We start from the raw sequence: 24,309 nt of genomic DNA on the forward strand, positions 1-24,309 counted from the left end.
CGGGTCGATTTCTGCGGTGACTACGTCTGGGTTGTGCTCACGGTAGAAGGTGGGATCGAAGGCGCGCGCCAGGGCGGTTTTGGAAATCCCTACCACCACGGTGGCGTCGGTGAGATCATCGCCCCCGGTGTGCCGCGCGTCTTGCGGATGTTGTAACAACTTGGACATCTTTTTCCAGCAGCTGAGGCCGACGCAGAGCCGACGCGGGGTTATAGGACCGTTAGGCTCTTGCCGCGCAGACACCCCGACAGATCGAACATTTCTTCCTTGAACACACCCCGTCCCTTGCGGACGCAGACCAGGCCACGGTCGACATGGATGCTTTCGATCACGGGGCTTTGCGATGCCATGATGACCAGCTCGAGAACCAGGTTCGACATCGCGGGCAGGTCGGCCCAGATGCTGTCGGTGTTCTGGTAGGCAGGGCGGTGCGACCAGGTCCAGTTCTCAATCACGTAATGCCCGCCGGCACGGACCATCGGGAACAGCATCTTGAAGGTCATCTTGGTCTGTTCGTAGAGATGCGAGGCGTCATCCACCACCAAGTCGATCCCGTCCGGGAAGTTCTGGCGCGCGGCCATACGCGTGCCTTCCTTGTCCTGGTAACGGCCGTAATAGGTGGCGATGTGAGGTTTGTCGGCGCGGTATTCCTCGAGCGCGACGATCGGTTTGCGGCGCAGGTCGAGCCCGACGAGCTTGCTGGGCTTGTAGAGTTTGTCGTACCAGACCAGCGAACCGCCCTCGTACATGCCGATCTCCATGATCGTCTTGGGGCTGTACTGAGTCAGATGGCGGTAGAAATCGATCATCGCATCGGTCTTGACTATGACGAATGTGTCGGGCTTGGATACGCTGCGCTGATCGGGCGAGCCGATTTCCTGCAGGAAGGTGATGCCCCCGGTTTTAAATTTCTTCATCTATTAGCCCTTTTCTGATGCATGCTGTAAATAAGGTGGGTGAGGAACTGCAGCTGGCGCTCCAGCATCTCGGTCCAGTCAAGTTAATGGTACTTGGTGCGCGCGACCGGAGCGAAGAACTCGACGCGGTCTGGGAAATATTTCTCGCAGACCCGCTGGTCTCACATACTCGCACTTTTCCCAATTGATTCTGGGAGCCTTTGCCATCACTTACGTCCCTGTCCTTCGGCCAGTTTAAAAACCATATGTGTCAGAAACTTGAGCTGTCGCCTCATCATCTCCTGTTCATCCAGATACTGATAGTTGTGATGTTTGACTGGTGCGAAAAGTTGAGGTCTGTCTGGAAAGTACTTCTGGCAGACACGCTGATTGATCTGGTCATAGTAGCTCAGAATGCTCTCGCGTTGATCTCGTGTTATCAATGACACCTTGCGGTTTTCGACGTAGTGCTTGCCGGTCAGCGATCCGACAATTTTGTAGAAGGCATTGTCGTGTGAGTTGGAAAAGATACCGCGATTGCCGGAGACCAACTGTGTGATTACATCGCTGTAGCTGGGATTAACGGTGCCGACCTCGTACTGGGCGTCTTCCGACTTGGGATCCAGTCCAAGGGCCTGCAGGAAGTCGCGCAGCAAATCCCCCTCGGCCATGTCTTCGCGCTGGAAAATCCGAACGTCGACATTGCCCTCGCCGACAACGCTTTCCCAGTCCTCGATCACCTTGTCCCAGTGGCCGATTTTGGTCATGCCTTTGATGATCCAGGCATGTAGATCCGTTTCCACCTTCGAATGCCATTGCTGCCACGCCGAGGTCAGCAAGTCGTCTTGGCGCCTGATGTACAATATGACCCTTGGCTCGAAATCCTCGAGGAGTCCGCTGAAGAACCGGTGATTTCCTAAGTTGCACAGGTTTTCCGCTGACACCAGGATAGTTTTGCCTTCGTCCGCCTCCGAATACAGGGTCTTGAGCGTCTCTCGCAGGAGGCTGTTGTCTGGCTCCGAGATCAGGTTCTGAAACGCGAAGACATGTTCACCCGTAATACGGGTTCCCAGCCCCAGCATGTGATCGGGAATGACGAAGCCATGCTGGGTGAGGAAGTTCTGGTTGATGCGAATGAACGCCTGAATCGCGGAAGATCCCGTCTTGGACGCACCAATGTGGAAGATAATCTTGCGCGGCATCCGTCTCTCCTAAAGTACTTTTGGCAAACGCCCCCAACTTAATGTCTGGCCGTATTAATTTGTTCAAGCCGATAATTTGTGGCGCGGTGAACAACTGAAGACGTGGCAGATGTGTGTTGTACAGTACTCGACCCGAGGCCGGGGGCGTCAGGTTTCGGTCAGTTTGCGTCGGGCGGTCACCAGATCGCGCCGCTCTTCGGTCAGCTGCGGTAGCCGGTCTGCGATGTAGATACGGAACCGTTTTTCGTTTTCGCTGAGGCTCTTCGAGGCATCCAGTACTCCCCGCTGCTTTTCCAGTCGTTCGTATTCGATATCCAATTCCTTCAGTCGTTCGTCGGTATAGATCAACATGCGCTTCTGGTCGTTGCTCAATTCACTCATGGACATTCTCCTTTACAAATGAACGTGGTGAGCTTTTCACCTTGTTTGGCCCTTCCACCAGGCGGCGGTCCGCACCAGACCGGCTTCCATGGATACTTCGGGGGCCCATCCGAGCGTCTCGCGGGCGCGTTTGATATCCAGTACATTCCGTTTTACGTCGATGGCGCGGCCAGCTTCGAAGGCCACGGGCACCTTGCAGCCTAGGGCGGCCTCGATCCGTTCGAGGACTTGCAGCAGCGATGTCGCCTGCCCCGACCCGATATTGATTGTGCCCGGCGGCGCCTCTGCTGAGCAGGCCGCAACGAATGCGCGTGCCACGTCGGAGACATGGAGGAAATCGCGCTCGACATTGCCGTCTCCCCAGATCGGCAGGGTCTTGCCCGACATGGCATGGGCCATGGCCGCAGCGATGAAACCCTGGTTTCGATGCGCGCGCTGGCCCTCGCCATAGGGGTTGGATATACGCAACGAGACGGTTTCCATTCCGCGCAGTGCACCGATCACGCGCAGGTAGTGCTCGATTGCCAGCTTTGACACGCCATAGGCGTTGCGCGGAACGGTCTGGGTGTTCTCGGTGATTGGATCGTCGCTGTTGACGCCATAGACCGTGCCGCCTGAGGAAGCAAAAACGAACCGGCGGACGCCATGCGAATGGCAGATCTCGGCGGCTTTAACCGAGACCTTGACATGCGCTTCAACCTCGGAACTGAGGTCGTTGTTGGCTGAGCCGGGCAATGAGGAATTCGCCAAGAAGATAACTTGGTCGCAACCTGCCACAGCGCTGGCGAAGAGCGGGTGATCGGTCAGGCTGCCGGTGACCCAGTCGAGGCGGGAGAATGTCTGGTCAGGTCCGGTTACATCCATAACCGCTACCTCGGCCCCCGCCGTCATCAGTGCATGCAGCACATGGCGTCCGATGAAGCCATTGCCTCCGACAACGAGCACCCGGTATCCTGCTAAACTATTCGCGTTCAATGCTTTCACGCCTATCCTAGAATTTCTTTCAATAAACCATGTTGTAGGAGTACGACCGATAGGAAGGGATCGCAAGCGAGCTTATAGCATATCGCCCCGTAGTGGTTGGAGGGGCTACGCGATAGAGTCCCGGATTATTTGTCAAATAGCATTAAAAAGAGGCGGACATATTCAATGTCGGTCCGATCTACCAGATGCCGGGACTGAACACCTAGATTTAGAAAACCGTCAAGAAGCCTTCCGGGTGATCCGATGAAGGTGTCCGGACCGCAGATCCCGTTCTACGTCCGACCAGTCACCATCCGCCCATGTGATTGCGACGCGTACCACCTCAGTTGCCTCTCCCAGCCCGAAATGCACCAAGGGTGCGTCAAAAGACATGAACCCGCCGCCCAGCTGAATCTCGCGGCGCTGAACATGGCCCAGATCATCCTCGATCTCGATGACTGCGCCGATGCCGTCGCGGTTGCCGATATGATCCTCGAGCGCGAAGGCGACGGCATTGGCGCCCTGCGCGTTGTTGCGGAAAAAGACCAGCGGGCCGTTCACCGGATGGGTCAGCATGTCCAGATCGCCATCGCCATCAGCGTCAAAGGCCACCGCGGCGGCGGTCATCAGATAATCCTCCAGCCCCATCGGGCCCGAGCTTTCGGTGAAATGGCCGCTGCTGTCATTTTCGAAATAGAGGTTCGACGGGCTGACCTCGTTCGGCACCCAGGTGCCGTTGACGATATAGACGTCGAGATCGCCGTCGAGGTCGAAATCCTCGACCTTGGTGTCCCAGCTCCAGCCGCCCACATCCAGGCCGCGCGTTTTGGCGCTGTCGGACCAGCCGGCGCCGGGCAGCGCCCCCTTGGCCTCGAGCAGCACGTTGGCGCGCAGGATCTGCTGGATCGAGGCCTCGGCCTCGGCCGCGGTGACCTGCCGGGCGGGCCGAAAATGCAGCTGGCAATAGGCGCGCGGGATCGGCTGGTTGGCGGGGATCAGGTCGCAGATCGACGGGTCGTGCTGCTGGATCGCCAGATCCTTGACCAGCATCGCCTTGCATTCCACCTGGTCGCGCCCGCTCAGCTCCTGGCAGCGCGCGGCATAGGTCGGGTCGAAATTGTTGCCCGACTTGTACCAGGTCTTGATCGCCATGTTGCGGCGGCAGGTCTCGGCGGCCCGGGCATCCTCGATGCCGTCGCAATAGCGTTCCAGCGGCTGCATCTTCAGCCGTTCCGAGGCACCCGAGGAGCGGCCCGCGATCTGCGCCAGATAGATCTCGGGCATCCCGTCGCCGGTCAGGTCGGCGCTTTTTACCGCCATCGTGGTGGTGGTGGTATGCGGCACCAGCCCGTCCTGATGGGTGATCTGCCGGAACCCGCCCGCCCCGTCGCCCAGGTAAAGCGCGTCGGGGATTTCGAAATCGTTGCCCTCCAGCAGATCGGCATCGCCATCGCCGTCGATATCGCTGAACAGGATGCTGAGCGTCTCGCCGGGGATCGCGGGAAGGTCCGAATGGGCGGCCCCTGTCATCTGGCCGTTCTCGTTCCACAGGATGCGATTGCGCGATTCCTCGCCCGGGACCCGCCGGTACCAACCCGCCGCCCAGTTGCCGAGCGCGATATCCAGGTCACCGTCACGATCGGGATCGCCAAGGCTCAGCGCCAGTGTCAGCACCGCGTCAGGCCGGTTCGCCACCGGCTGCGGATGCGCGGTATCGAGCTGTCCCTGCCGGTTCGGGATCAGGAAATTGCCCTGCCTGTAGGTCGCCACGAAGAGATCCCGCCAGCCATCATTGTCGATATCGGCCAGCACCGCGTTGAAGACCGGCGCGCCATCCAGCGGCCCGGCCTCCAGCGCCAGGCGCGAGAAGCTGCCCTTGCCATCGTTGGCATAGGCGTAAAGCCCGATCTCGGTCGAGGCGATCACCAGGTCGATATCGCCGTCATTGTCGATATCGCCCGCCGCCAGGCTGCGGCCCTCCCAGAACGGGGGCCACATGTCGCGAAAGGAAAACTCGACCGGCTTGTCGATGCCGATCCGGCTGGCCTCGATGCGGGTGAACGGCGCCTCCCCGGCCGGCGAGGGGGACGCAAACGGGGTCGAGGTGATCTCGATCTTCCCCGCAGCGGTGCTGTCCAGCGTTGCCGCTTCGGCGGCCCAGAATCCCGGCGCCTGCCGGGGTTCATCCGCGCTCAGGAGCAACTCCAGCGCCCGGCGGCTCTGCCAGTCGTGATAGGTCTGCGCCCCGATCCCGCCCAGGATACCCAGCACCAGGATCGTTCCCGCCAGCATCAGCGCGGCACGCAGCGACAGCGACTGCGCCACGATGAAGAAGGAATAGATGCTGAATGTGCCCAGCGTGAACAACAGCGCCATGACATAGCCCTGCGACATGCCCAGCCCCAGAAGCGCCCCGGTGACCACCACGTCAAAGGCGATCGGCACCGGCAGGAACAGCCCCACCAGCGCCAGCGGCACCAGCACCCAGAGGGCGAAATCCAGCCCGGTCACCAGTTCGGGCGGCAGCAGGATCGCCCCGATGGTGCCCAGGAACCCGGCCAGCAGCATCAGCGGCACGGTCAGCCGGATGATGTACCAGAGGTTCCTGGCAAAGGTGAGCGTGACCGCGAACAGGGCCTGCAACAGGGTTTCCCCCTGCGCAGGGTTCAGCTCCGCCGTGCTCCAGTGTGTTGGCGGCTGCACCGCAGGGGCGGGGGCCCGTTCGGCCTCGGGCAGCAGCCGACAGAGCAGCGGCACCGCCACCAGGATCACCACAAGGCTGAGCGCGATCTTGGTCAGCGCCATATAGACCGGCAGCAGGCTGAAGGTCATGGTCAGCACCAAGATGTTCAGCGTCGGCGAGGCGATCATCGCACTCAGCACGGTCTCGGCCCGCATGCCGCTGGAATACATCCCGCGGGCGATGGGGGCGGCGCAATTGACACAGACCCCCAACGGCGTGCCGATCGCCAGGCCCAGGAGCGAATTGGCGAACCCGCCCGAAAAGCTGCGCCGCCGCAGGTAAGAGGCCGCGGTCAGAAAGGCCGCGGCAAACAGGATGCCGAATGTCATCCCCTTCTTGTTGGTGTTGACCCAGTTCAGCGTCGACCAGAAGATCCGCTCGATCATCCCCATGTCGGGGGTGATCTGGAACTTCGCCTCGAAGCTCAGCGCATCCTCCAGCTGGATCGCCCCCGACATGATCGCCTTGTCATCCAGGTCCGGATAGCGCGAGCCGGTCCAGAACAGGTAGGCGAGGGTGACGATCAGCAGGCTCGCGAACAGGAGACGTTTGGGGTGTGTCGGATTGACTGCCTTAAGCATGGCGTTTCTTCAAGTATCCAAGTCTAGACTAAATCGTATGATGATTAGGCCTCCCTGAGGAGGCAATATCATACACGCGATTTCCCGCCACGGCCTCCTCGAAACAATGCAGCGCTTGTCGTTCCCGACTGGTCAAGGGACGCCGCCAAAGCAAGCGCGAGGCGCGTAAGGGAAGGTGCAGCGGGTCACTGACGTGAGACCCGCCGCCCGGTCAGAATATGAAGTCATTGGCATCCATGTCACCGATCAGGGCATTCTTGACCGTGATTACCGACCCAGCCCGATCACTGATCGAGACATCTGCGCCGACCTGCTGCATCAGCCCGCCGGTCAGGTCGGCAAAACTGGTGATACCGGACATCGCTGACAGGTCGATCTTTTCATTGTCGTTGAACTCGTCGAAATCGATGATCACGTCGTCTTCCGAACCATCCGCGAAAATGAAGATGTCATCTCCGGCCCCGCCGGTCAGGGTATCATTCCCAATCCCACCGGTCAGGTGATCGTCTCCGTCACCGCCGTCGAAGGTGTTGTCTTCGGAGTTTCCGATCAGGTAGTCGTTCAGCTCCGTTCCCAACACGGCTTCTATCGAAGTGAAGGTGGCGATACCCCGCCATGGACCCACCCCCGGGGTCGCGTCAGCGGTGTCCTTGGTCCAGACTTGTGGGTCTGCATAGGTAAGATCAACCCAGATTGCGGATTCGAAGCCCGAGAAATCGGCAGTGTCGAAGTCGTCTCCCCCGTCCAGCTGGTCGAGATCGCCGGCATTGCTTTCCCAGAGGCGCAGAACGTCGTTGCCTCCACGGCCTTCCAGCGTATCGCTGCCCAGGCTACCGGCAAGCAGGTTGTAGTCGTCGGAGCCACTCAACCAGTCATCGAAAGCCGTTCCGCGTATGATCTCGATTTCCACAAGATCAGCGATCGCCCGCCATGGACCGGGCCCGGGTGTGCCGTCGCTGGTATCCTTTGTCCATACCTGATGGTCCACATAGTTCATGTCGACCCAGATTGCGGAGCCGAAGCCAGAGAAGTCAGCGGTATCCAGAAAATCGCCGCCGCTGCCGCCATCCAGAATATCGAAATCGCCCGCAGTGCTCTGCCACAGGTGCAACAGGTCGCCGCCATCGCCGCCCAGCAGGGTGTCACTGCCCAGGCCGCCCTGCAACGTGTCGTCGCCCGTACCACCGACCAGGACGTTGTCATTGCCATCACCCACGAACACGTCGTCTTCATCCGTGCCGGTAAGGTTCTCGATATTGCGCAGCTCGGCGATCTGCCGCCATGCTCCGACCCCGGGCGCGGCCTCGGTGGTGTCCTTGGTCCAGGCCTCGCCATCGCCATAGGTCAGGTCGGCCCAGACCGCGACGCCCAGCCCCGAGAAATCGGCCGTGTCGGTGTCGGCGCCGCCATCGAGCGAGTCGAGATCGCCCGCAGTGCTCTGCCACAGGCGCAACAGGTCGCCGCCATCGCCGCCCAGCAGCGTGTCACTTCCCAGGCCGCCTTCCACGGTGTCGTCGCCCGCGCCGCCATCCAGGCGGTTGGCATTGCCATCGCCCACGAACACGTCGTCTTCACCCGTCCCGGTAAGGTTCTCGATGTTGCGCAGCTCGGCGATCTGCCGCCATGCTCCGACCCCGGGCGCGGCCTCGGTGCTGTCCTTCGTCCAGGCCTCGCCATCGCCATAGGTCAGGTCGACCCAGACCGCGACGCTCAGGCCCGAAAAATCGGCGGTGTCGGTGTCGGCGCCGCCATCGAGCGAGTCGAGATCGCCCGCCGTGCTCTGCCACAGGCGCAACAGGTCGTTGCCACTACCGCCCAGCAGGGTGTCATCGCCCAGGCCACCCTGCAACGTGTCGTCGCCCGTACCACCGAACAGGACGTTGTCATTGCCATCGCCCACGAGCACGTCGTCGTCATACGTGCCGGTGAGGTTCTCGATGTTGCGCAGTTCGGCGATCTGCCGCCACGGGCCGACCCCGGGCGCGGCCTCGGTGCTGTCCTTGGTCCAGGCCTCGCCATCGCCATAGGTCAGGTCGGCCCATACCGCGACGGTCAGCCCCGAGAAACTGGCAGTGTCGGTGTTGGCGCCGCCATCGAGCGAGTCGAGATCGCCCGCCGTGCTCTGCCACAGGTGCAACCGATCGTTACCGGCGCCGCCCAGCAGCGTGTCGTCGCCCAGGTAGCCCTGCAACGTGTCATCGCCCGAACCGCCGCTCAGGAGGTTGTCATTGCCGTCGCCAAGCAAGTAGTCACTGAAAACCGTGCCGGTGAGGTTCTCGATGTTGCGCAGTTCGGCGATCTGCCGCCAATTTACACCCCCGGGCGCGGCATCGGTGCTGTCCTTGGTCCAGGCCTGGCCTTCGTCATAGGTCAGGTCCGCCAGGACCGCGACGCCCAGGCCCGAGAAATCGGCCGTGTCGGTGTCGCCGCCGCCATCGAGCGAGTCGAGATCGCCCGCAGTGCTCTGCCACAGGCGCAACAGGTCGTTGCCATCGCCGCCCAGCAGGGTGTCACTGGCCAGGCCTCCTTCCAGGGTGTCGTCGCCCGCGCCGCCGGCCAGGAGGTTGGCATTGCCATCGCCCACGAGCACGTCGTCTTCATCCGTCCCGGTAAGGTTCTCGATGTTGCGCAGCTCGGCGATCTGCCGCCATGCTCCGACCCCCGGCGCGGCTTCGGTGCTGTCCTTGGTCCAGGCTTCGCCATCGCTATAGGTCAGGTCGGCCCAGACCGCGACGGTCAGGCCCGAGAAATCGGCCGTGTCGGTGTCGCCGCCGCCATCGAGCGAGTCGAGATCGCCCGCAGTGCTCTGCCACAGGCGCAACAGGTCGTTGCCGGCGCCGCCCAGCAGCGTGTCGTCGCCCAGGCCGCCCTGCAGCGTGTCATCACCCGCACCGCCGACCAGGACGTTGCCGCCACCATCACCCACGAACACGTCGTCTTCACCCGTCCCGGTAAGGTTCTCGATGTTGCGCAGCTCGGCGATCTGCCGCCATGCTCCGACCCCCGGCGCGGCTTCGGTCGTGTCCTTGGTCCAGGCTTCGCCATCGCTATAGGTCAGGTCGGCCCAGACCGCGACGGTCAGGCCCGAGAAATCGGCCGTGTCGGTGTCGGCGCCGCCATCGAGCGAGTCGAGATCGCCCGCAGCGCTCTGCCACAGGCGCAACAGGTCGTTGCCACTGCCGCCCAGCAGGGTGTCGTCGCCCAAGCCGCCCCGGATCACGTCGTCATCAGCGCCACCGTCGATCACGTCAGTACCGGAATGGCCGGTCAGCGTATCATTTCCGCCCAGGCCGTTGATCTCGACGCGCTCGACGCTGGTCAACGCGATCTGGAACAGGCCCAGATTGGTTCGCTCCAAGAGCAGGGGGTTAACGTTTTCAACGAAGGAAACGTCATCTCCGCCCCCATTGAAGAGGTTGACCCGTTGAGTATCGGTATCGCCGCCACCGTCGAATTCATCCGACCCGTCGCCATTGTTCCAGATCGCCAGATCGTTGCCATCGCCGCCCAGCAGGGTGTCATTGCCCGTCCGGCCTTGCAGGGTGTCGTCGCCCGCGCCGCCGTTCAGGAGGTTGTCGTTGCCATCGCCATACAAGTAGTCACTGAAAACCGTGCCGGTGAGGTTCTCGATATTGCGCAGCTCGGCGATCTGCCGCCATGCTCCGATCCCGGGTACGGCCTCGGTCGTGTCCTTGGTCCAGGCCTCGCCATCGCCATAGGTCAGGTCGGCCCAGACCGCGACACCCAGGCCCGAGAAATCGGCGGTGTCGGTGTCGGCGCCGCCATCGAGCGAGTCGAGATCGCCCGCGGTGCTCTCCCATAGACGCAACAGGTCGTTGCCATCGCCGCCCAGCAGGGTGTCGTCGCCCGCCCGGCCCTGCAGCGTGTCATCACCCGCGCCGCCGTCCAGGAGGTTGTCATTGTCATCGCCAAGCAGGTTGTCGTCGAAAGCCGTGCCGGTGACGTCTTCGATCGAGACCAGATCGGCAAGCTGCCGCCAGGCACCCTGTCCTGATATGGCGTCACCGGTATCCTGGGTCCAGGCCTCGCCCAGCCCCGATCCGCCTCCGCCTTCCAGATCCACCAGAACTGCGGCATCGAACAACGAGAAATCCGCGGCATCCTGACCGGTGCCGCCGTTCAGAGTGTCGATCTCGCCCGGGGTGCTGCTGAAGAGTTGCAGCGTGTCGTCGCCGCCTTCGCCCTGGAGATTGTCGCTGCCACCGGTGCCGCCATTCAGGATGTTCTGGGCGGAATCCCCGATCAGCCAGTCCGCAAAGGCGGTGCCATGCAGGTTTTCCACCGAAAACAGGTCGCCCAGGACACGCCATGAACCTACGCCCGGCGCGGCGCTCTCTGTATCCCTGGTCCAGATCGCTTCCTGCGTATAATCCAGATCAACCCATACGGCGGCGGAAAAGTCGTCGAAATCCGCGGTATCGGAACCCGACCCGCCATTCATCGAATCGAAATCGCCCGGCGCGCTTTCCCAAAGCCTCAGGACGTCATCATTCGAGCCGCCGTTCAGCGTATCGCTGCCCGGCCCGCCATCGAGCGTGTCGTCACCCGACCCGCCGTTCAGTTCGTCATCGCCCGCATCGCCCCGGAGCAGGTCGTTTTCGCCAAGGCCCAGGATCGTGTCGTCGCCCCCGTAACCGCGCAGGTCGTTGGCGGTCTGGTCCCCGGTGATATAGTCGTCGACGACGACGGCAGAGTCGCCGACCATGTCGACCAGCAGGGCGATCGCCTCATCGGCCTGTACCAGACCATGGCCGGTCAGGTTGTCATACCCGACGTCGAACCCGCTGGTTCCCGGGTCGTCCATGTCGATGCCGCTGGCCCGCAGCGCGTCATAGACCTGTTCGGGCGTGGCGCCGGGCACCCGTTCCAGCATCAGCGCCGCGATGGCGGCCACATGCGGGGCCGCCGCCGAGGTCCCCGAGAAATTCGGCAGGCCGTTGCTGTCCCGGTCGCCTCCAAAGAAGGTGTTGTCGGTGCCGTCCACCCCGGTCACGTCGACGCGCTGGCGGGTTTCCGGCGTGGCAAGCCGGGTGCCGTTCACGTCGAACAGGATCGGGCTGTCGCCGAACGAGGTGAAGGTTTCGGCCACCGGCGGGGTGACCCCAAAGGCAGGGGTCTGCTGGTAATAGGCCGCCGCCACGCCCAGGCCGCCTTCGGCTGAACTGTGCCCATAGGAGGGACCCGATCCGGTGTGATATTCGGCATCCAGCGTGCCGCCCGTGAAATCGACATATTGCAGCAGGCCTGGCACCGGCCCGTCCCAGCCCTGGATGACAAGCTCAAAGGTGAAGCTTGATATGGAATAGGGGTTGTATACTTGGAGAATTTCAACCGGGTCCCCACCCATGTTATTGCTTGATCCCCCCGTAACGACACTGCCATTAAACAGAACATAAAAATCGACATCGCTCTGGGACCCGCCCGACCCCGGCGCCCCGGTCAGGAAGGACTGGTCCCATTGCAGAACAATCAGGGCCTCTTCCCCGGGGCCAAGAACGAAGGACTGCCGCGTGTCCACCCCGGGGCCGGGATCGAAATCATGCCACAGGTCCTGTCCTCCTGTCCCGATGATCGACATCAGCTGCGGGTCCGAAACGAAGCGCCCCTCGCTGCGATAGGAGGACCGGGCCTCATTTCCGGCCGAGGAGAAATAGGCCACCCCGTCCGCGGCGACCTGATCCACGGCCTGTGCCACGATCCCGTCCTGGAACATCGGTTCGAAGAAATAGATGATGTCGTCGACAACGACATCCGAGATGGCGCCAAGCTCCAGGATGCCATTGGCGAAATCCGCCATCCCGTTGAAGGCGGTGTGAAAGGCAAGGTCCGCGCCCGGCGCGAGGTCATGCACAAGCTGCGCCATGGCCCGGCCTTCGTCGCTGCCGCCACTGGCCATATCGTCGAGAATGGTGATGCCCGCCGGAAGATCGCCCGTGCCGATATCGGTGGCATAGCCGCCCAGATTGTCGAAACTGTCGGACAGGATACCGACCGTGGTGCCGGCCCCGGTCACGCTGTCATTGCCAAAGGCGACATCCACCGCGTGGCCCTGGTAGGCCTGGCTCAGCACCGATCCCGCATTGGCCATGGCATAGGAGGGCATCGCAAAGGCAAGGCCCTGAACCAAATTCAGCGCCCCCAGCATCTCCAGCGGCACCAGCGCGCTGACGACGTTGGAAAAGGTCGAGATATTCGACGCCCCCAGCGACTGGAGCTGCGCCACCACCCCGCCAACGTCGTCTGTCGCCGTGATATCGACCACGATGGAGCCATTCTGGATCGGCGCGCTCGAGTTGGACGAGACGAACCCGGCCAGCGCCTCTTGGTGCGAACCGGGCAGGCTGTTGCGCATATATGCCTGTGTCAGGAACTGGGAGACCTCCCGTTCGATGCTGTCCAGACCAAGCCAGAGCTTCTGATTGACCGGTTTTCCGGTTGCGGGCAAATTTATTTGCGGCAGGTTGACAGACATGGAATTCCTCTCCCGTTCGAAATGGCCCTGCCCATCGTGCGGCGGTCAGACAAGGGAGGCTGACAATGGATCGTGACATTTCGGCAAAATATTCGATGCATTATTAACAAGTTTTTTGAAAAAACAATGATTGACAATGGCTTGCATGCATGAATGCGAAAGCTCTCCGGTTGGTGCCGTGACGGGTGGGTCGAAGGGCGGGTCCTTGCCGGACGTTCCGGGGCAAGGTGACCTTTCCTGTCGACATGGCTAGAGAGAGAAAAAAACGGTGCGCAAATCAGCCGGGTAGCCGGTGAAACATGCTTTGCGAACGGTAAGTGCGATGGAGATGAGCAGATGACAGAGGATCTTGCCACGGCCTATGACAAGCGTGTCATGAAAGGGGCGGCGCAGGATTTCCTGCGGCAGGTCGGCCATACGGAAGGCGGTGCTCCGATCACGGACAGGCAGCTTGCCGCGATGACGGGTGATCTGGAAACCCTTCTGGATCTTGATCCGTCAGATCGTTTGCTGGACCTGTGCTGTGGGAACGGGGCGGTGACCGTGCGGCTGGCGCCGCGCGTGGCGGCCTGCACGGGTCTGGATCTGTCGGGGCACCTGATCGATGTGGCGCGCAAATACAACGCGCCGGTCAATACCACATATCAGCAGGCGGACCTTAAGCGGCTGGCACAGGTACCACCGCTGGAGCCGGAACCTTTCTCGAAGGTTCTGATGCATGCGGCCTTGCAACATTTCCGCCCGGCGGACCTGGAGCCGCTGTTGCGCGCGATCCTGGCGCGCTGTGGGCCGGACCCGGTCATCGTTTTTGGTTTCGTGCCGGAGCATGGCAAGCAGAAAGCCCTGTTCAGCACGCTGCGCAAGCGGTTGTACCGGACCTATCTGCAGGTAACGGGACAGGATATCTTTGGCCATTGGTGGTCCCGGCGGGATCTGGAGACGGTCGCCGACAAGCTGGGACTGAGCTGTTCGTTCCACCCCGTCGATGCCAGCCTTGCAGCGGCGGCCTATCGTTTCAATGTGCGGATGTCGGTTGCGTCTCGTTCAAAGGGGTAATGCCCAGCGGTCACAGCACGCACATGCGCCTGAAAGACCGCATTGGATCCTGTCAGGGCAAGACCCATAAATCTGTCGAATTCGTCCCGGGATGCGAATATCCGGTCCCGCCGGAACAGGTTCTGCCGCAGATAGTGCAGGAAAACGATTTCCTCGAGGTCGTCCGGGTACAGCGTATCGGCTCTCGGATCGTTCGGGAAATTGTATCGCATCGGGAGGGCGCGGGTTTCCAGGCCGGCTCTGTCCGCGGCCAGGGGCACTTCGACCTGCGGGCCCCACCAAGGTCCGACACATGCGTGCAGAGCTTCACGGATATCCGCGGCTGCGCGGCAAAAGGCGCCAAGGCTTTTCGGGGGGCCGGCCAGCACCCCGTAGTTGATGTAGAAAGGAGCCTGGGGCGGCGTGTGGAGAGGGGTAAGCGTATAGCGGTAGGGGCGTTTTATGTCATGCCCCAGGATCTCCTGGGCAATCCGTGGCCAGTCCACATCTGGCAGACGGTCTTTAAGCTTACGTCCTTCAAGCGGAAAGTGGAAATGCGCGATCACCCCTCCGAGGGCCGAGCGGGCCATCAGGTCGAGAGCCATCTCGCGGAATGGCCGGATCGGAGCAACATCCGCATCGCAGAGGAATGCCAGATCGCAATCGGGCCGGATCAGTTCGAACCGCTTGAGATGCTGGGCAGCATAACCTTCCGCCACAGGGTCCCCCGACGCGGAATACGCCCAAGCCACTTCGATACCTTCGAAATACGGCTTCCAGCGTTCGGGCAGTTCTTCCGTCTCGGGATCCCCGAACACCGCCACCAGCCGCGATTTTGCATATTCACCGCCCAGAGCGTTGAGGCACAAGCGAAAGAACGCGATCTGCCCGCAGAAACCGTCCGTAAGACTCGCGGCGATGAGAAAGTCGTATTTCATCGAATGCTTCTTTCGATCAATGTTTGACAGGTTTCAATCTCCACGCGGTATATCTCATCTTGCAGCAGCCGCAGCCACCGCTATCGGGCCAAATCCGTGTCTTTCGCGAAGTTTGCAACCGCTGCAAGGCTGCTATAGACCCGAGATGAAAGACCTTTGGTTTTCCAACAGTTTGATTACTCGGGATATCCCGCAGACAACGGATTGTGAAAGATGGATCCAGCATGACGCCCAAACGCAGGGTAGACAACCTGGCGCTCTTTGGTGGAGAACGCCTGTTTTCCGAACCGCGGCATGTGAACAAGCCCAATTCTCCTCCACGGGAACTTTTCGATCGTTATCTGGACACAGCCTGGAGCGCCGCCTGGTTCTCGAATGATGGCCCGCTGCTGCGCCGCTTCGAAGCCCGCCTGTGCGAACAGTTCGACGTAAGGCATTGCATCGTCACCTGCAACGCAACCGCCGCTCTGGACATAGTATTGCAGGCGCTGCGGCTGCCTCCCGGCGGCGAGGTCATTCTGCCTTCATATACGTTTGTCTCTACGGCCAACCTGCTCCGGCTTGCGGGGCTGAAGCCGGTCTTCTGCGATATTGCCGCCGACAGCATGAATGCCGACCCAGAGCAATGCGCGCGCCTGATATCCTCCGATACGGTCGCCATCATCCCCACACATGTCTGGGGGGTGCCCTGTGATATCGACGCGCTCGAGGCCTTGAGCGACCAGTCCGGCGTGCCGCTGCTTTTCGACGCGGCTCATGCCTATGGGGCCGTTCATGGGACCCGTCGGATTGGCGGTTTTGGGCTGGCCGAGATATTCAGCCTGCACGCCACCAAGGCGCTGCATGCCTTCGAGGGAGGGATCATTGCGACGGATGACGATGCGCTGGCCGACGACCTTCGCTTGCGCCGGAACTTCGGGTTTTCGGGCAACGACCAGGTGGACCTGCCCGGGGTCAATGCGAAGATGTCCGAGGCACATGCCGCCATGGGCCTTGCGAACCTGGATGTGTTTGCGCGGACAATCGCCGCCAGCCGCCTCTGTCACGAGACGTATGAGCAAGGGTTGCGGGGCATTCCCGGTCTGGTTCTGCGCATGCCGGATCCCGCATCGCAGCCCAACTATCACTACGTTGTGGCCGAGCTGGACGCCCAGCAGTTCGGGATGGACCGCGATACGCTGACCAGGCTTCTGTTCGCCGAAAACATCTGGGCGCGCCGGTATTTCTATCCCGGGGTGCATCGGATGACGCCGCATCTTCCCCTTGCTCCGCAAGCCCCCGTTTCCTTGCCGCAGACCGAAAGGGCCTGCAACAGGGTTCTGGTCCTGCCCGCCGGGGCCGCGATCGATCTCGATGATGTCAGGGCGATCTGCACCCTGCTTCGGTTCATTTCCGAAAACGCCGCAGTCATCGCCGGCCGCAGCTGAACCGCTCTACGGCCCGGGCAGACGCCATTCGAATTGCGAGCCGGGCTGGCGATAGGCGGGGAAATAGCTGCTGCCGGTCGTGGCACTTTCATTGCAAAGCCGGTCATAGGTGCCGGGATCGAGCACGTGGCCGCAAAGCCGCGACAGCCGGGCCTGCGGGGTCCAGCGTTTCTTGAACTGGTACAACCCGTCTTCCGGATCGTCCTTGCCGCCTGCCGCGCCGCCGATATTGAAGGCGGGCGCACCCAGGCGCTCTGCCTCCGCCGCCGCGGCATCGAACAAAATGTAACTGGTGTGCTGCTTGTAATATACATCATCGAAACAGGCGAGATGGGCGTTCACATGGCTGGGATGGACATAGCTGAGCAGCGCCCCGGTCACCGTGGCCCCAATCCGCGAGACAGCCAGGTAGGCGCCGGAAACCGCCAGTTGACGGGCCAGAATTTCTTCCGATAGCCGCGAGATGCCGGTGACGGCGTGCCGCCTGATCGTGTTGAGATAGAGCCGCCAGAACAAGGGGGCAAAATCCGCAGAACCGGGATATATCTCGACCGTCTGGGCCTGGTACCCCTTGCGTACGTAATACCGTGTATGCTTGCTGCGGGCACTGCGCCAGTCGCCGCCCAGATCGAGGATGAAGTGCGTCTTGAACGGCCTGGCAAACTGCAGACTCGTCTGCGGCCGGACGACAACCTCCTCGGCGAAGGGGTCGCTCACAAAGGACAGCGCCACCGCCCCGCTTGCCGTTAGTGTATCGAGGTCCCTGGCTAGTGCGGCGAAATCGGCGCACATGGAATAGGGATAGGTTCCGGCCAGATCGAAAACCCCCGGACGGATCTCGCGCCGGATCAGTTGCAGCCCGCTATGAGGCAGGGTGACGATTTCCCCGAGCGTGGCGAAGGACGCGCCGTATTCCGGTGCCAGATATCCGGTGCCTTGTAAGTTGGGAAAGAGGGAGGTCTGCATTTCACCGTGCCAGTTGTTGATCGCCTGCAGGGATACCGGATTTCACGACCCGCCAGAAGATCATTCACACAGTCCCGGTCCCGGCGTTGCCTCGACTGCCGTTCCGGGGGAGAATAACCCATTGCTTGACGACAGGATTGCGCGATGACCGGAACCGGCCAGACCATCTACCTTCACATCGGACGCGGCAAGACCGGCACGACCGCATTGCAGCGTGCTCTGACCGGGGCGCGTTCCGCCTTGCTGCAACGGGGAATTTATTACCCCGAAGCGGCGGGCGGCGCCCGCGGCGCAGGACATGACGGTTTTGCCAAGGCCTGTATTGACGAGGTTCCCTATTACATGCGGATGCCCGCGAATCCACAGGCGGCAGCCCAGGCAATGCGGGATGAACTCGACCGCGCGCAGGTCCCCGCAGTCCTGATCAGTGCGGAAAACCTGGAACTGGCAAATCCTGATCGGGTGCGGATGTTCTTCGATGATATCTGGCCGGATGCAAACTTCAGGATCATTCTCTATGTCCGGTCTCAGGATGAACTGGCAGAGGCCGAATATAACCAGCTGGTCAAGCTCGGGCGCAGTTCGCAATCTTTCGCGAAATTCGCAGATCACGAGTTTCAGGGGGATTTTCTGTCTTTGGCCGATCGCTGGGAAACGGTTTTCGGCGTCGGTACGGTTCAGGCGCATGTCTACGACGCCGCACGCCCATGTGTGGTTGCACAATTGCTTGCAAGCCTGGGGCTGGACGGCGATGGAGCTGGCTGGCTGGAAACCGAACGGACCAACAGTTCGGTGGGGATCCGGGCGCTGACCGCGATCCGGCTCCTGAGCATGCTCGCTCTTCCGGACGCGGATGCGCTCTCTGCCAGGATCGTTCAGGGGTTCGACGGGCGGGATACGCCAGCGCTGTATCTCGATGCCGACGCCGCTGCCTGCTTCCGGGCCCGGTTCGCCGCGTCCAACCGGGCTTTTGCCCGGCGGTTCCTTCGGCCGGATCCGACCGGCCCGGATGGGGATCTGGGCGGGCGGCGCCGCACGGATCAGGACCGTGAGGCCATCGTCGAACAGATCCGCCGTCTCGGTCTTGCAGGGGTTTGAACCCGGCAGATCATAGGAAAAAGGCCCCGGACAATCCGGGGCCTTGTCTTGTTCCGGGCTCTCAGCTGCGGATCAGAGCTTGCCTTCCAGTGCGTCGATACGTTCCTGAAGCGCGGCATTCTGTTCAGCCAGGGCCTGAATGGCCGCAAGCGCGACACCGCTGGTGTCGATGGTCGAGATACCGGTTTCATCCGCGCCGGTCCCAAAGGCGGCATAGAAATCCTGGGCCATTGGGCCGATATGGCGGACACCGGTTTCGGCCTCGGTCTTGTAGGTCCAGCTGGTGATCGGCAGGGTCATGACCTTGCCGAGGATATCACGCTGATCGACGGCGGTGATGGCCATCTTGGAATCCTTGTCGGAATTCTGGGTCAGGCTGCCGCCAATGGTCAGGTTGCCGTTGCTGGCCAGAACCATCCCATTGCCGGCGGAACCGTTCCCACCGACCTGGAAGGTGCCGTCGGCGCTGAGGAACATGCCGTTGTCAGTCCCATCCTGGCGGACGATGATGAACCGGCCCCCTGCCGCGTTTTCATGCGTGAAGAACCAGCTGTTGCCCGTAGTGGTGTTTTCCAGCGTGATGAAGGAACCACCGTTGTTGGACAGTTCCAGCAGAGCGGCAGCATTACCGGTGGTACGCGCGATTTCCATTGCGGCATCCGGGCTGGCGGTCCCCAACCCGATATCGCCATTGGTGTTGACGTAGAGCGAGTTCGTGGGCGCGCTGGGTCTGATCTTGAACGGCAGCAGGCTGCCATTGGTGGCGTCGCGGACAAAGAAGTTGGTCTCGTTGCCGGCCACGTCCCAGGTCTGGGCGTTGAAGCCCGAAGAGCCGTCCTGTTCCAGCCGCAGGGTCGGGGTGTCGCCGTCCACGATATGCGCCTCGACCACCGGGGTCGAGGTGCCAAGACCGATGCGGCCGCCGTCATCGACATAGAGCGAATGGCTGGGGGCACCGGCCTCGATGGTGAAGGGGGTGCGACCGCCGTCGATATCGTCGATCGAGAACTTGTTGGCGCCGCCATTCGAACTGTCGTTGAAGGTGAGCTGCCAGTCGTTCGACGGGAACGAGGCCGAGCTTGAAGTGTCCTGCGCCTTGATGCGCAGGTTGTTTTCCTTCAGGCGGATCGTGTCGAAGCCGAAACTTTCGCCGTTGACGCAGTCGAAGCCGACGCAGAGCGATCCATCGATGATCACATCGTCGAGATGGACGATATCGGCCTGGACCAGGGTGGCGGCCAGGCAGAGCGCCGAGGTGCTTGCTGCCAAGGTCTTGAATGTGCGTTTGCAAGTCATTTCTGAAACTCCCTGTCGTTCTTTGTGTCTGTGTCCCGGATTTTCTCCCCGGGATCTCCCGGACACATGATTAATTGCTGTCGGTTTCCGAGATCTCCTCGGGCGTGATGATCACGCCGCGGGACACCGTGAAACTGCCATTCATGAGAAACGGTTTGGCGTGGCTGTCGGATTGCGCATCGCCGCGCCCGTTGTCGATCGGGTTCACGATCTTGACCCGCTCGTCCGAGGCGGCCCGCAGCTCGAAGCGATAGATGCCGTCCAGCACCTCGGCACCGGACAGCTGAAACACGGGCGTGCCGCTGGGTGCGTTGATCGTGGTGACCTTGCCATCGGGTGAGGCGACCACAAGGGTGGCATTGGTCAGCCCGGTCCAGTTCTCGAACCAGACGGCATTGGAATTATGCTGTTTCACCGGGTTGGCGGCCGATACGCTGCTGGCAAGCCCGCAGGCGGCAACCGTGACCGCAAAGACAGAAAACAGGTATCTCGGCAAAAGCATACGGCTCCTTTCAATCGTTAGAACATCACACAAATTTCCGTGTCCGCGACACACGAGGTAAAGTTCCGGGTGCCGTGAAGTCATGCAAGTGTACACCAGAGTCGATGCATGTTTAAGAAAATTAATGAGAAACTTCCGTCAACCGGTGCGAAACAGTCCCGGCGGCCGATCACAGCGGCGGCATCCGCTGCCAGATCACGGCGGCGCGCTCCTGCGCCTCGTTGACCTGCGCCGGGGTCATGCGCCTCAGCAGATCCTCCGCATGGGAGGCCGGGATGCCCGCGGATCCGGCGAGGGTCAGCCACATGTATCCCAGCACGAAATCCTGCGGCACGCCGTATCCCCGGATATAGAGGCGGGCCAGATTCAGCATCGCGGGCCCGGAACCGCGCTCGGCGGCGGCCCGGAACAACCGGGCGGCCCGGCGCGGATCCGGCGCGGTCGTCCCGGGCGGGCTGCAGGCCAGCCACCCGGCAAGAAAGAGCGCCACCGGATCGCCGCCTTCGGCACCCCGGCTCAGCGCGTCCAGGCCCGCGCTATCGGTCGCGGGTTCTTGCAGCCGCGGATCAAACAGGCAGACCGGCGCGCCGGGCGCCAGGGCCGAAACCGCGTCCTGCCGGACCTGGCTGGCCTGGCGGGCCCAGAATTCGGCCAGCGCGTCGCTTTGCTCGATGCCGAACCCGTTGGCATACATGACACTCAAGTTGGTCATCGCGATCGGCAAGCCCTGTTCGGCGGCGGCCCGGAACAGCGATACCGCCCGCGGGTAATCCTGCTCCACCCCGTGCGCGCGCACATACAAGAGCCCCAGATTGTTCTGCGCCCGGGCATTTCCCGCCGCCGCGGGGCCGCCATAGAGGTCGAGGGCCCTTGCATAATCCTGGGCCACGCCGGTGCCGTTCTGGTACATCACCCCCAGGCTGACCATGGCCTCCTGGTGCCCGGCCTCGGCGGCTTGGGCATAGAGCGTCGCGGCCCGCGCCTGCGCGTCCGGGTCGCCCTGTTCCAGCACCCGGGCCAGGTCAAAGACATGCTGCGGGTCGCCTTGCGCCGCGGCCTTTTCCAGCCAGACGATCGCCTGGGCCCGGTCGGCGGGCAGGCCAAGCCCGGTGTGCAGATACTGCCCCAGCCGGTTCTGGGCCTCCGCATGCCCGGCCTCGGCGGCCGCGCGATAAAGCTCCGCGGCGCGGCCGAAATTCTGCAACACGCCACGGCCCTCGTGATACCGCTCGGCTTCGGCGAACATCCCCTCGGGCGGGCGCGCGGTGCCTGCGTCTTGTGCCAGGACCGGACCGGCGGCAAGCCCGGCGGCCAGGAGTGCCGCCCGGAACAGCAGAGACCGGCGCATCAGTTGCCGTCCCGCACGGTCTGCTGCGTGGCCGGAACCCGCGCTTCGACGGCTTCGAACAGGTCCCGCGCCCGGGCCTGGGCGGCGGCGATCTGCGCGGGCGTCATCAGCTTGGCGACCGTGTCGCGCTGCTCTCCCGCCCCGGTCATCCCGGCGGCGGCGGCGAGGTTCAGCCAGGCATGGGCAGCCTCGTAATCCAGCGGCACGCCGGTGCCGGTGACATAAAGCCTGCCAAGCTCCGCCTGGGCCCGGGCATCGCCGTCCTGCGCCGCGCGCTCCAGCCAGGCGGCGGCCTCCTCGGCCCGGTCGCCCCGCTCCAGCCAGGCCAGCGCCAGCGCGGTCCGGGCCGGGCGCACCCCCTCCTCGGCCTGCGCGACCAGCCAGGTTTCCGCCCGGCTGTCGCCGCCGCGCAGGGCCTGCGCCATCCAGGTCACCGCCTCGTGCGGCGCGGTCAGCCCGTCCAGCTTTCCGTCCAGTTGCAGCCTGGCCAGCTGCCCGGCGGCCTGCGCCTCGCCCGCGGCCAGGGCCTGGCGGTAGAATCCCATGGCCTGGCCCATATCCTGCGGCGTGCCCCGGCCGGTCTCATGGAACCGGCCAAGCACCAGCATCGCCCGGCCGATACCGGCATCGGCGGCCCGCCCGTACCAGGCAAGCGCCCTGACATCGTCCACCGGCACGCCACCGGCGCCGGTGGCATATATATAGCCCAGATTGGTCATCGCCCCCGGCTCGCCCGCCTGCGCGGCGGGCTCCAGCCAGCGCAGCGCCTCGCCGATGTCCTGGGGAACCTCTTCGCCCTGCATGTATTTGGTGCCCAGCATGCGCTGCGCCAGGATGTGCCCCTGTTCGGCGGCCCGCCGGTACCAGCTCAGCGCCTCGCTGGCGGAGCGGACCGCGCCCTGACCGGTGTCATGGGCATTGGCCAGATAGAACTGCGCCTCGGCATGGCCGTTCTCGGCGGCCCGGGTCAGCCAGAGCAGCGTTTTCTCCGGGTTCGCGGCCACGCCCGCACCCTTGGAATAGGCGCGGCTGAGCGCGTATTGCGCTTCGACATGCTCCTTTTCCGCCGCCGCCAGGAACCAGTTCACGGCGGCAGCCTCGTCCTTGGCCATCCCGTCACCGGCGCTGCTGAGCAGGCCCATGTAATATTGCGCCTCGCGGTCGCCGCGGGCGGCGGCGCCCGCCAGCAGCTGCCCGGCACGCACCGGATCGCGCTCGATGCCCAGGCTGGCGCCGGTCAGCAGGATCCGCGCCAGCAGGGTCGCGGCCTCCAGATGGTCCTGTTCGACCGCCCGGCCCAGCCAGTCGATCGCCCCGGCGATGTCGCGCGGCCCGCCGCGCCCCTCGTAAAGCACCCGGCCATAGCGGTATTGCGCCAGCGGCGTGGCCTCGGTCTCGGTCAGCCGTTTCAGCCCCTCGCGCACGGTGACATAGTCGCCACGCTTCCAGGCCTGTTCGATCGCGGCCATGTCGGGGGCGGTCATGTCGGAGGCAGATGGGGCCTGTGTCTCCTGTCCGGGCACCGGAGACGCAGCCATCAGCACGGCAAGGCACAGGACCGGAAGGCGGGAAAGGGCAGGTCGATGGGGAAAGGGCATACAGATGTGTCTTTGGCAAACAAGGGTTTGACCAGCTTAGGGTGGAGTACGGGGTGAAATCAATTGATCAACCGCTGCCAGAGCCAGAGCGCCATGCCCGCCCCCGCCAGCGCCGCGCCAAAAGGCAGCGCGCGCGCTGGGTCCAGGGCGCGGCCGTCGCGCAAGCGTTGCAGCCCGGCCACCGCCAGCGCGCCGATGGCCGCCAGCAGCACCAGATGCGGCAGCAGGAGCGGCCCGCTCAGCGCCCCCAGCCCGACCATCAGCTTGACATCGCCCAATCCCAGCCCCTCGCGCCCGCGCACCGCCCGGTACCCCCGCCGGATCAGCCAGAAACTGCCCGCGCCCAGGCCCGCCCCGGCAAGGGCGGCGCCGGGTCCCGGCGCGGCCCCGGGCAGCAGCGCCTGCGCCAGCGCTACCAGCAGCACCGTGCCGGTCAGCGGATCGGGCAGGCGCAGCCACAGGATGTCGCTCAGCGCCAGCGCCAGCAGGCTCCAGAGCAGCACCGCGCCCAGCAGCATCTGCACCGGCGGCGCCCCGGTCGCCACCACCAGCCCGGCCAGACCGATGGCGCCCAGTTCGATCCACAGATGCCAGGGCGCGATGCGGGCGCCGCAGCGCCGGCAGCGCCCCCGCTGCCACAGGTAGGACAGCACCGGCACCAGCTCGGCCGGGCGCAATTCCTGGGCGCAGCCACGGCAGGCCGAGCGGGGATGGATCACGCTTTCACCGCGCGGCAGCCGGTCGGCCAGCACCCCCAGAAAGGACCCCACCGCCGGGCTGATCAGCAAAAGCAGCAGGAATATCGGGCCGGGGTCGGGCATGGGGCCTCTTCGATGCGGTCG

16 protein-coding genes are annotated in these 24,309 nt (G+C 63.1%); 3 read left to right on the forward strand and 13 right to left on the reverse strand.

What is annotated here, in order from left to right; genetic code table 11:
- Positions 1-209 precede the first annotated feature (209 nt).
- The 6 genes from OE747_RS22930 to OE747_RS24620 all read right to left on the reverse strand — a co-directional run bounded on the left by OE747_RS22930 (position 210) and on the right by OE747_RS24620 (position 13,259).
- The gene (locus tag OE747_RS22930; protein ID WP_263830782.1) at positions 210-917 is read right to left on the reverse strand and encodes a class I SAM-dependent methyltransferase; all 708 of its coding nucleotides are present in this window, start codon (positions 915-917) and stop codon (positions 210-212) included.
- 206 nt (positions 918-1,123) lie between these two features.
- Positions 1,124-2,098 carry a hypothetical protein gene (locus OE747_RS22935; RefSeq protein ID WP_263830783.1) on the reverse strand — a complete coding sequence of 325 codons (975 nt, stop codon included), beginning with the start codon at positions 2,096-2,098 and terminating at the stop codon, positions 1,124-1,126.
- Between the two features lie 147 nt (positions 2,099-2,245).
- Entirely contained in the window at positions 2,246-2,479 is a 234-nt protein-coding gene (locus tag OE747_RS22940) for a hypothetical protein (protein ID WP_263830784.1), read from the reverse strand.
- A gap of 36 nt (positions 2,480-2,515) precedes the next feature.
- Positions 2,516-3,424: an NAD-dependent epimerase/dehydratase family protein gene (locus tag OE747_RS22945; RefSeq protein WP_263830785.1), complete on the reverse strand. Its 909-nt coding sequence runs from the start codon at positions 3,422-3,424 to the stop codon at positions 2,516-2,518.
- Positions 3,425-3,682: 258 nt separating this feature from the next.
- A complete protein-coding gene (locus OE747_RS22950) occupies positions 3,683-6,766 on the reverse strand; it encodes an FG-GAP-like repeat-containing protein (protein ID WP_263830786.1) in 3,084 nt (1,027 codons plus the stop codon).
- Positions 6,767-6,977: 211 nt separating this feature from the next.
- Positions 6,978-13,259, reverse strand: coding sequence for a S8 family serine peptidase (locus OE747_RS24620; RefSeq protein WP_318527333.1), 6,282 nt, complete (start codon positions 13,257-13,259; stop codon positions 6,978-6,980).
- Between the two features lie 336 nt (positions 13,260-13,595).
- Between OE747_RS24620 and OE747_RS22970 the strand changes: the two genes are divergently transcribed.
- Complete coding sequence (locus OE747_RS22970; protein ID WP_263830787.1) at positions 13,596-14,315, forward strand: class I SAM-dependent methyltransferase; 720 nt, start codon at positions 13,596-13,598, stop codon at positions 14,313-14,315.
- Here OE747_RS22970 and OE747_RS22975 read toward each other — a convergent pair.
- Positions 14,267-15,232, reverse strand: coding sequence for a hypothetical protein (locus tag OE747_RS22975; protein ID WP_263830788.1), 966 nt, complete (start codon positions 15,230-15,232; stop codon positions 14,267-14,269). The two genes, OE747_RS22970 and OE747_RS22975, sit on opposite strands and share 49 nt — an antisense overlap.
- A gap of 224 nt (positions 15,233-15,456) precedes the next feature.
- Here OE747_RS22975 and OE747_RS22980 point away from each other — a divergent pair, with 224 nt between their 5' ends.
- Positions 15,457-16,659 (forward strand): DegT/DnrJ/EryC1/StrS family aminotransferase, encoded by a 1,203-nt coding sequence (locus OE747_RS22980; RefSeq protein ID WP_263830789.1) that lies wholly within the window; start codon positions 15,457-15,459, stop codon positions 16,657-16,659.
- Positions 16,660-16,665: 6 nt separating this feature from the next.
- On the opposite strand, the gene OE747_RS22985 is transcribed toward OE747_RS22980, so the two are convergent.
- Positions 16,666-17,625, reverse strand: coding sequence for a GNAT family N-acetyltransferase (locus OE747_RS22985; protein WP_263830790.1), 960 nt, complete (start codon positions 17,623-17,625; stop codon positions 16,666-16,668).
- Positions 17,626-17,769: 144 nt separating this feature from the next.
- Between OE747_RS22985 and OE747_RS22990 the strand changes: the two genes are divergently transcribed.
- Positions 17,770-18,723: a hypothetical protein gene (locus OE747_RS22990; protein WP_263830791.1), complete on the forward strand. Its 954-nt coding sequence runs from the start codon at positions 17,770-17,772 to the stop codon at positions 18,721-18,723.
- Between the two features lie 72 nt (positions 18,724-18,795).
- Here OE747_RS22990 and OE747_RS22995 read toward each other — a convergent pair whose 3' ends face one another.
- The 5 genes from OE747_RS22995 to OE747_RS23015 form a co-directional block, all read right to left on the reverse strand.
- Complete coding sequence (locus OE747_RS22995) at positions 18,796-20,019, reverse strand: tail fiber domain-containing protein (RefSeq protein WP_263830792.1); 1,224 nt, start codon at positions 20,017-20,019, stop codon at positions 18,796-18,798.
- 70 nt (positions 20,020-20,089) lie between these two features.
- Positions 20,090-20,521 (reverse strand): hypothetical protein, encoded by a 432-nt coding sequence (locus OE747_RS23000; RefSeq protein WP_263830793.1) that lies wholly within the window; start codon positions 20,519-20,521, stop codon positions 20,090-20,092.
- 169 nt (positions 20,522-20,690) lie between these two features.
- Positions 20,691-21,869, reverse strand: coding sequence for an SEL1-like repeat protein (locus OE747_RS23005; RefSeq protein WP_263830794.1), 1,179 nt, complete (start codon positions 21,867-21,869; stop codon positions 20,691-20,693).
- Positions 21,869-23,353, reverse strand: coding sequence for an SEL1-like repeat protein (locus OE747_RS23010; protein ID WP_263830795.1), 1,485 nt, complete (start codon positions 23,351-23,353; stop codon positions 21,869-21,871). Before OE747_RS23010 ends, OE747_RS23005 begins: the two co-directional genes overlap by 1 nt.
- Positions 23,354-23,526: 173 nt before the next feature.
- Positions 23,527-24,288: a prepilin peptidase gene (locus OE747_RS23015; protein WP_263830796.1), complete on the reverse strand. Its 762-nt coding sequence runs from the start codon at positions 24,286-24,288 to the stop codon at positions 23,527-23,529.
- Positions 24,289-24,309 lie beyond the last annotated feature (21 nt).

This window comes from Ruegeria aquimaris (genome assembly GCF_025751555.1).
GTDB classification, from domain to species: Bacteria; Pseudomonadota; Alphaproteobacteria; order Rhodobacterales; family Rhodobacteraceae; genus Ruegeria_B; species Ruegeria_B aquimaris.

Coding starts and splice junctions, on each gene's coding strand:
- OE747_RS22970 (WP_263830787.1), top strand. CDS start 13,596: ATGACAGAGGATCTTGCCACGGCCTATGACAAGCGTGTCATGAAAGGG.
- OE747_RS22950 (WP_263830786.1), bottom strand. CDS start 6,766: ATGCTTAAGGCAGTCAATCCGACACACCCCAAACGTCTCCTGTTCGCG.
- OE747_RS23015 (WP_263830796.1), bottom strand. CDS start 24,288: ATGCCCGACCCCGGCCCGATATTCCTGCTGCTTTTGCTGATCAGCCCG.
- OE747_RS23005 (WP_263830794.1), bottom strand. CDS start 21,869: ATGCGCCGGTCTCTGCTGTTCCGGGCGGCACTCCTGGCCGCCGGGCTT.
- OE747_RS22985 (WP_263830790.1), bottom strand. CDS start 17,625: ATGCAGACCTCCCTCTTTCCCAACTTACAAGGCACCGGATATCTGGCA.
- OE747_RS22940 (WP_263830784.1), bottom strand. CDS start 2,479: ATGAGTGAATTGAGCAACGACCAGAAGCGCATGTTGATCTATACCGAC.
- OE747_RS22990 (WP_263830791.1), top strand. CDS start 17,770: ATGACCGGAACCGGCCAGACCATCTACCTTCACATCGGACGCGGCAAG.
- OE747_RS23010 (WP_263830795.1), bottom strand. CDS start 23,353: ATGACCGCCCCCGACATGGCCGCGATCGAACAGGCCTGGAAGCGTGGC.
- OE747_RS22995 (WP_263830792.1), bottom strand. CDS start 20,019: ATGACTTGCAAACGCACATTCAAGACCTTGGCAGCAAGCACCTCGGCG.
- OE747_RS23000 (WP_263830793.1), bottom strand. CDS start 20,521: ATGCTTTTGCCGAGATACCTGTTTTCTGTCTTTGCGGTCACGGTTGCC.
- OE747_RS24620 (WP_318527333.1), bottom strand. CDS start 13,259: ATGTCTGTCAACCTGCCGCAAATAAATTTGCCCGCAACCGGAAAACCG.
- OE747_RS22980 (WP_263830789.1), top strand. CDS start 15,457: ATGACGCCCAAACGCAGGGTAGACAACCTGGCGCTCTTTGGTGGAGAA.
- OE747_RS22935 (WP_263830783.1), bottom strand. CDS start 2,098: ATGCCGCGCAAGATTATCTTCCACATTGGTGCGTCCAAGACGGGATCT.
- OE747_RS22975 (WP_263830788.1), bottom strand. CDS start 15,232: ATGAAATACGACTTTCTCATCGCCGCGAGTCTTACGGACGGTTTCTGC.
- OE747_RS22930 (WP_263830782.1), bottom strand. CDS start 917: ATGAAGAAATTTAAAACCGGGGGCATCACCTTCCTGCAGGAAATCGGC.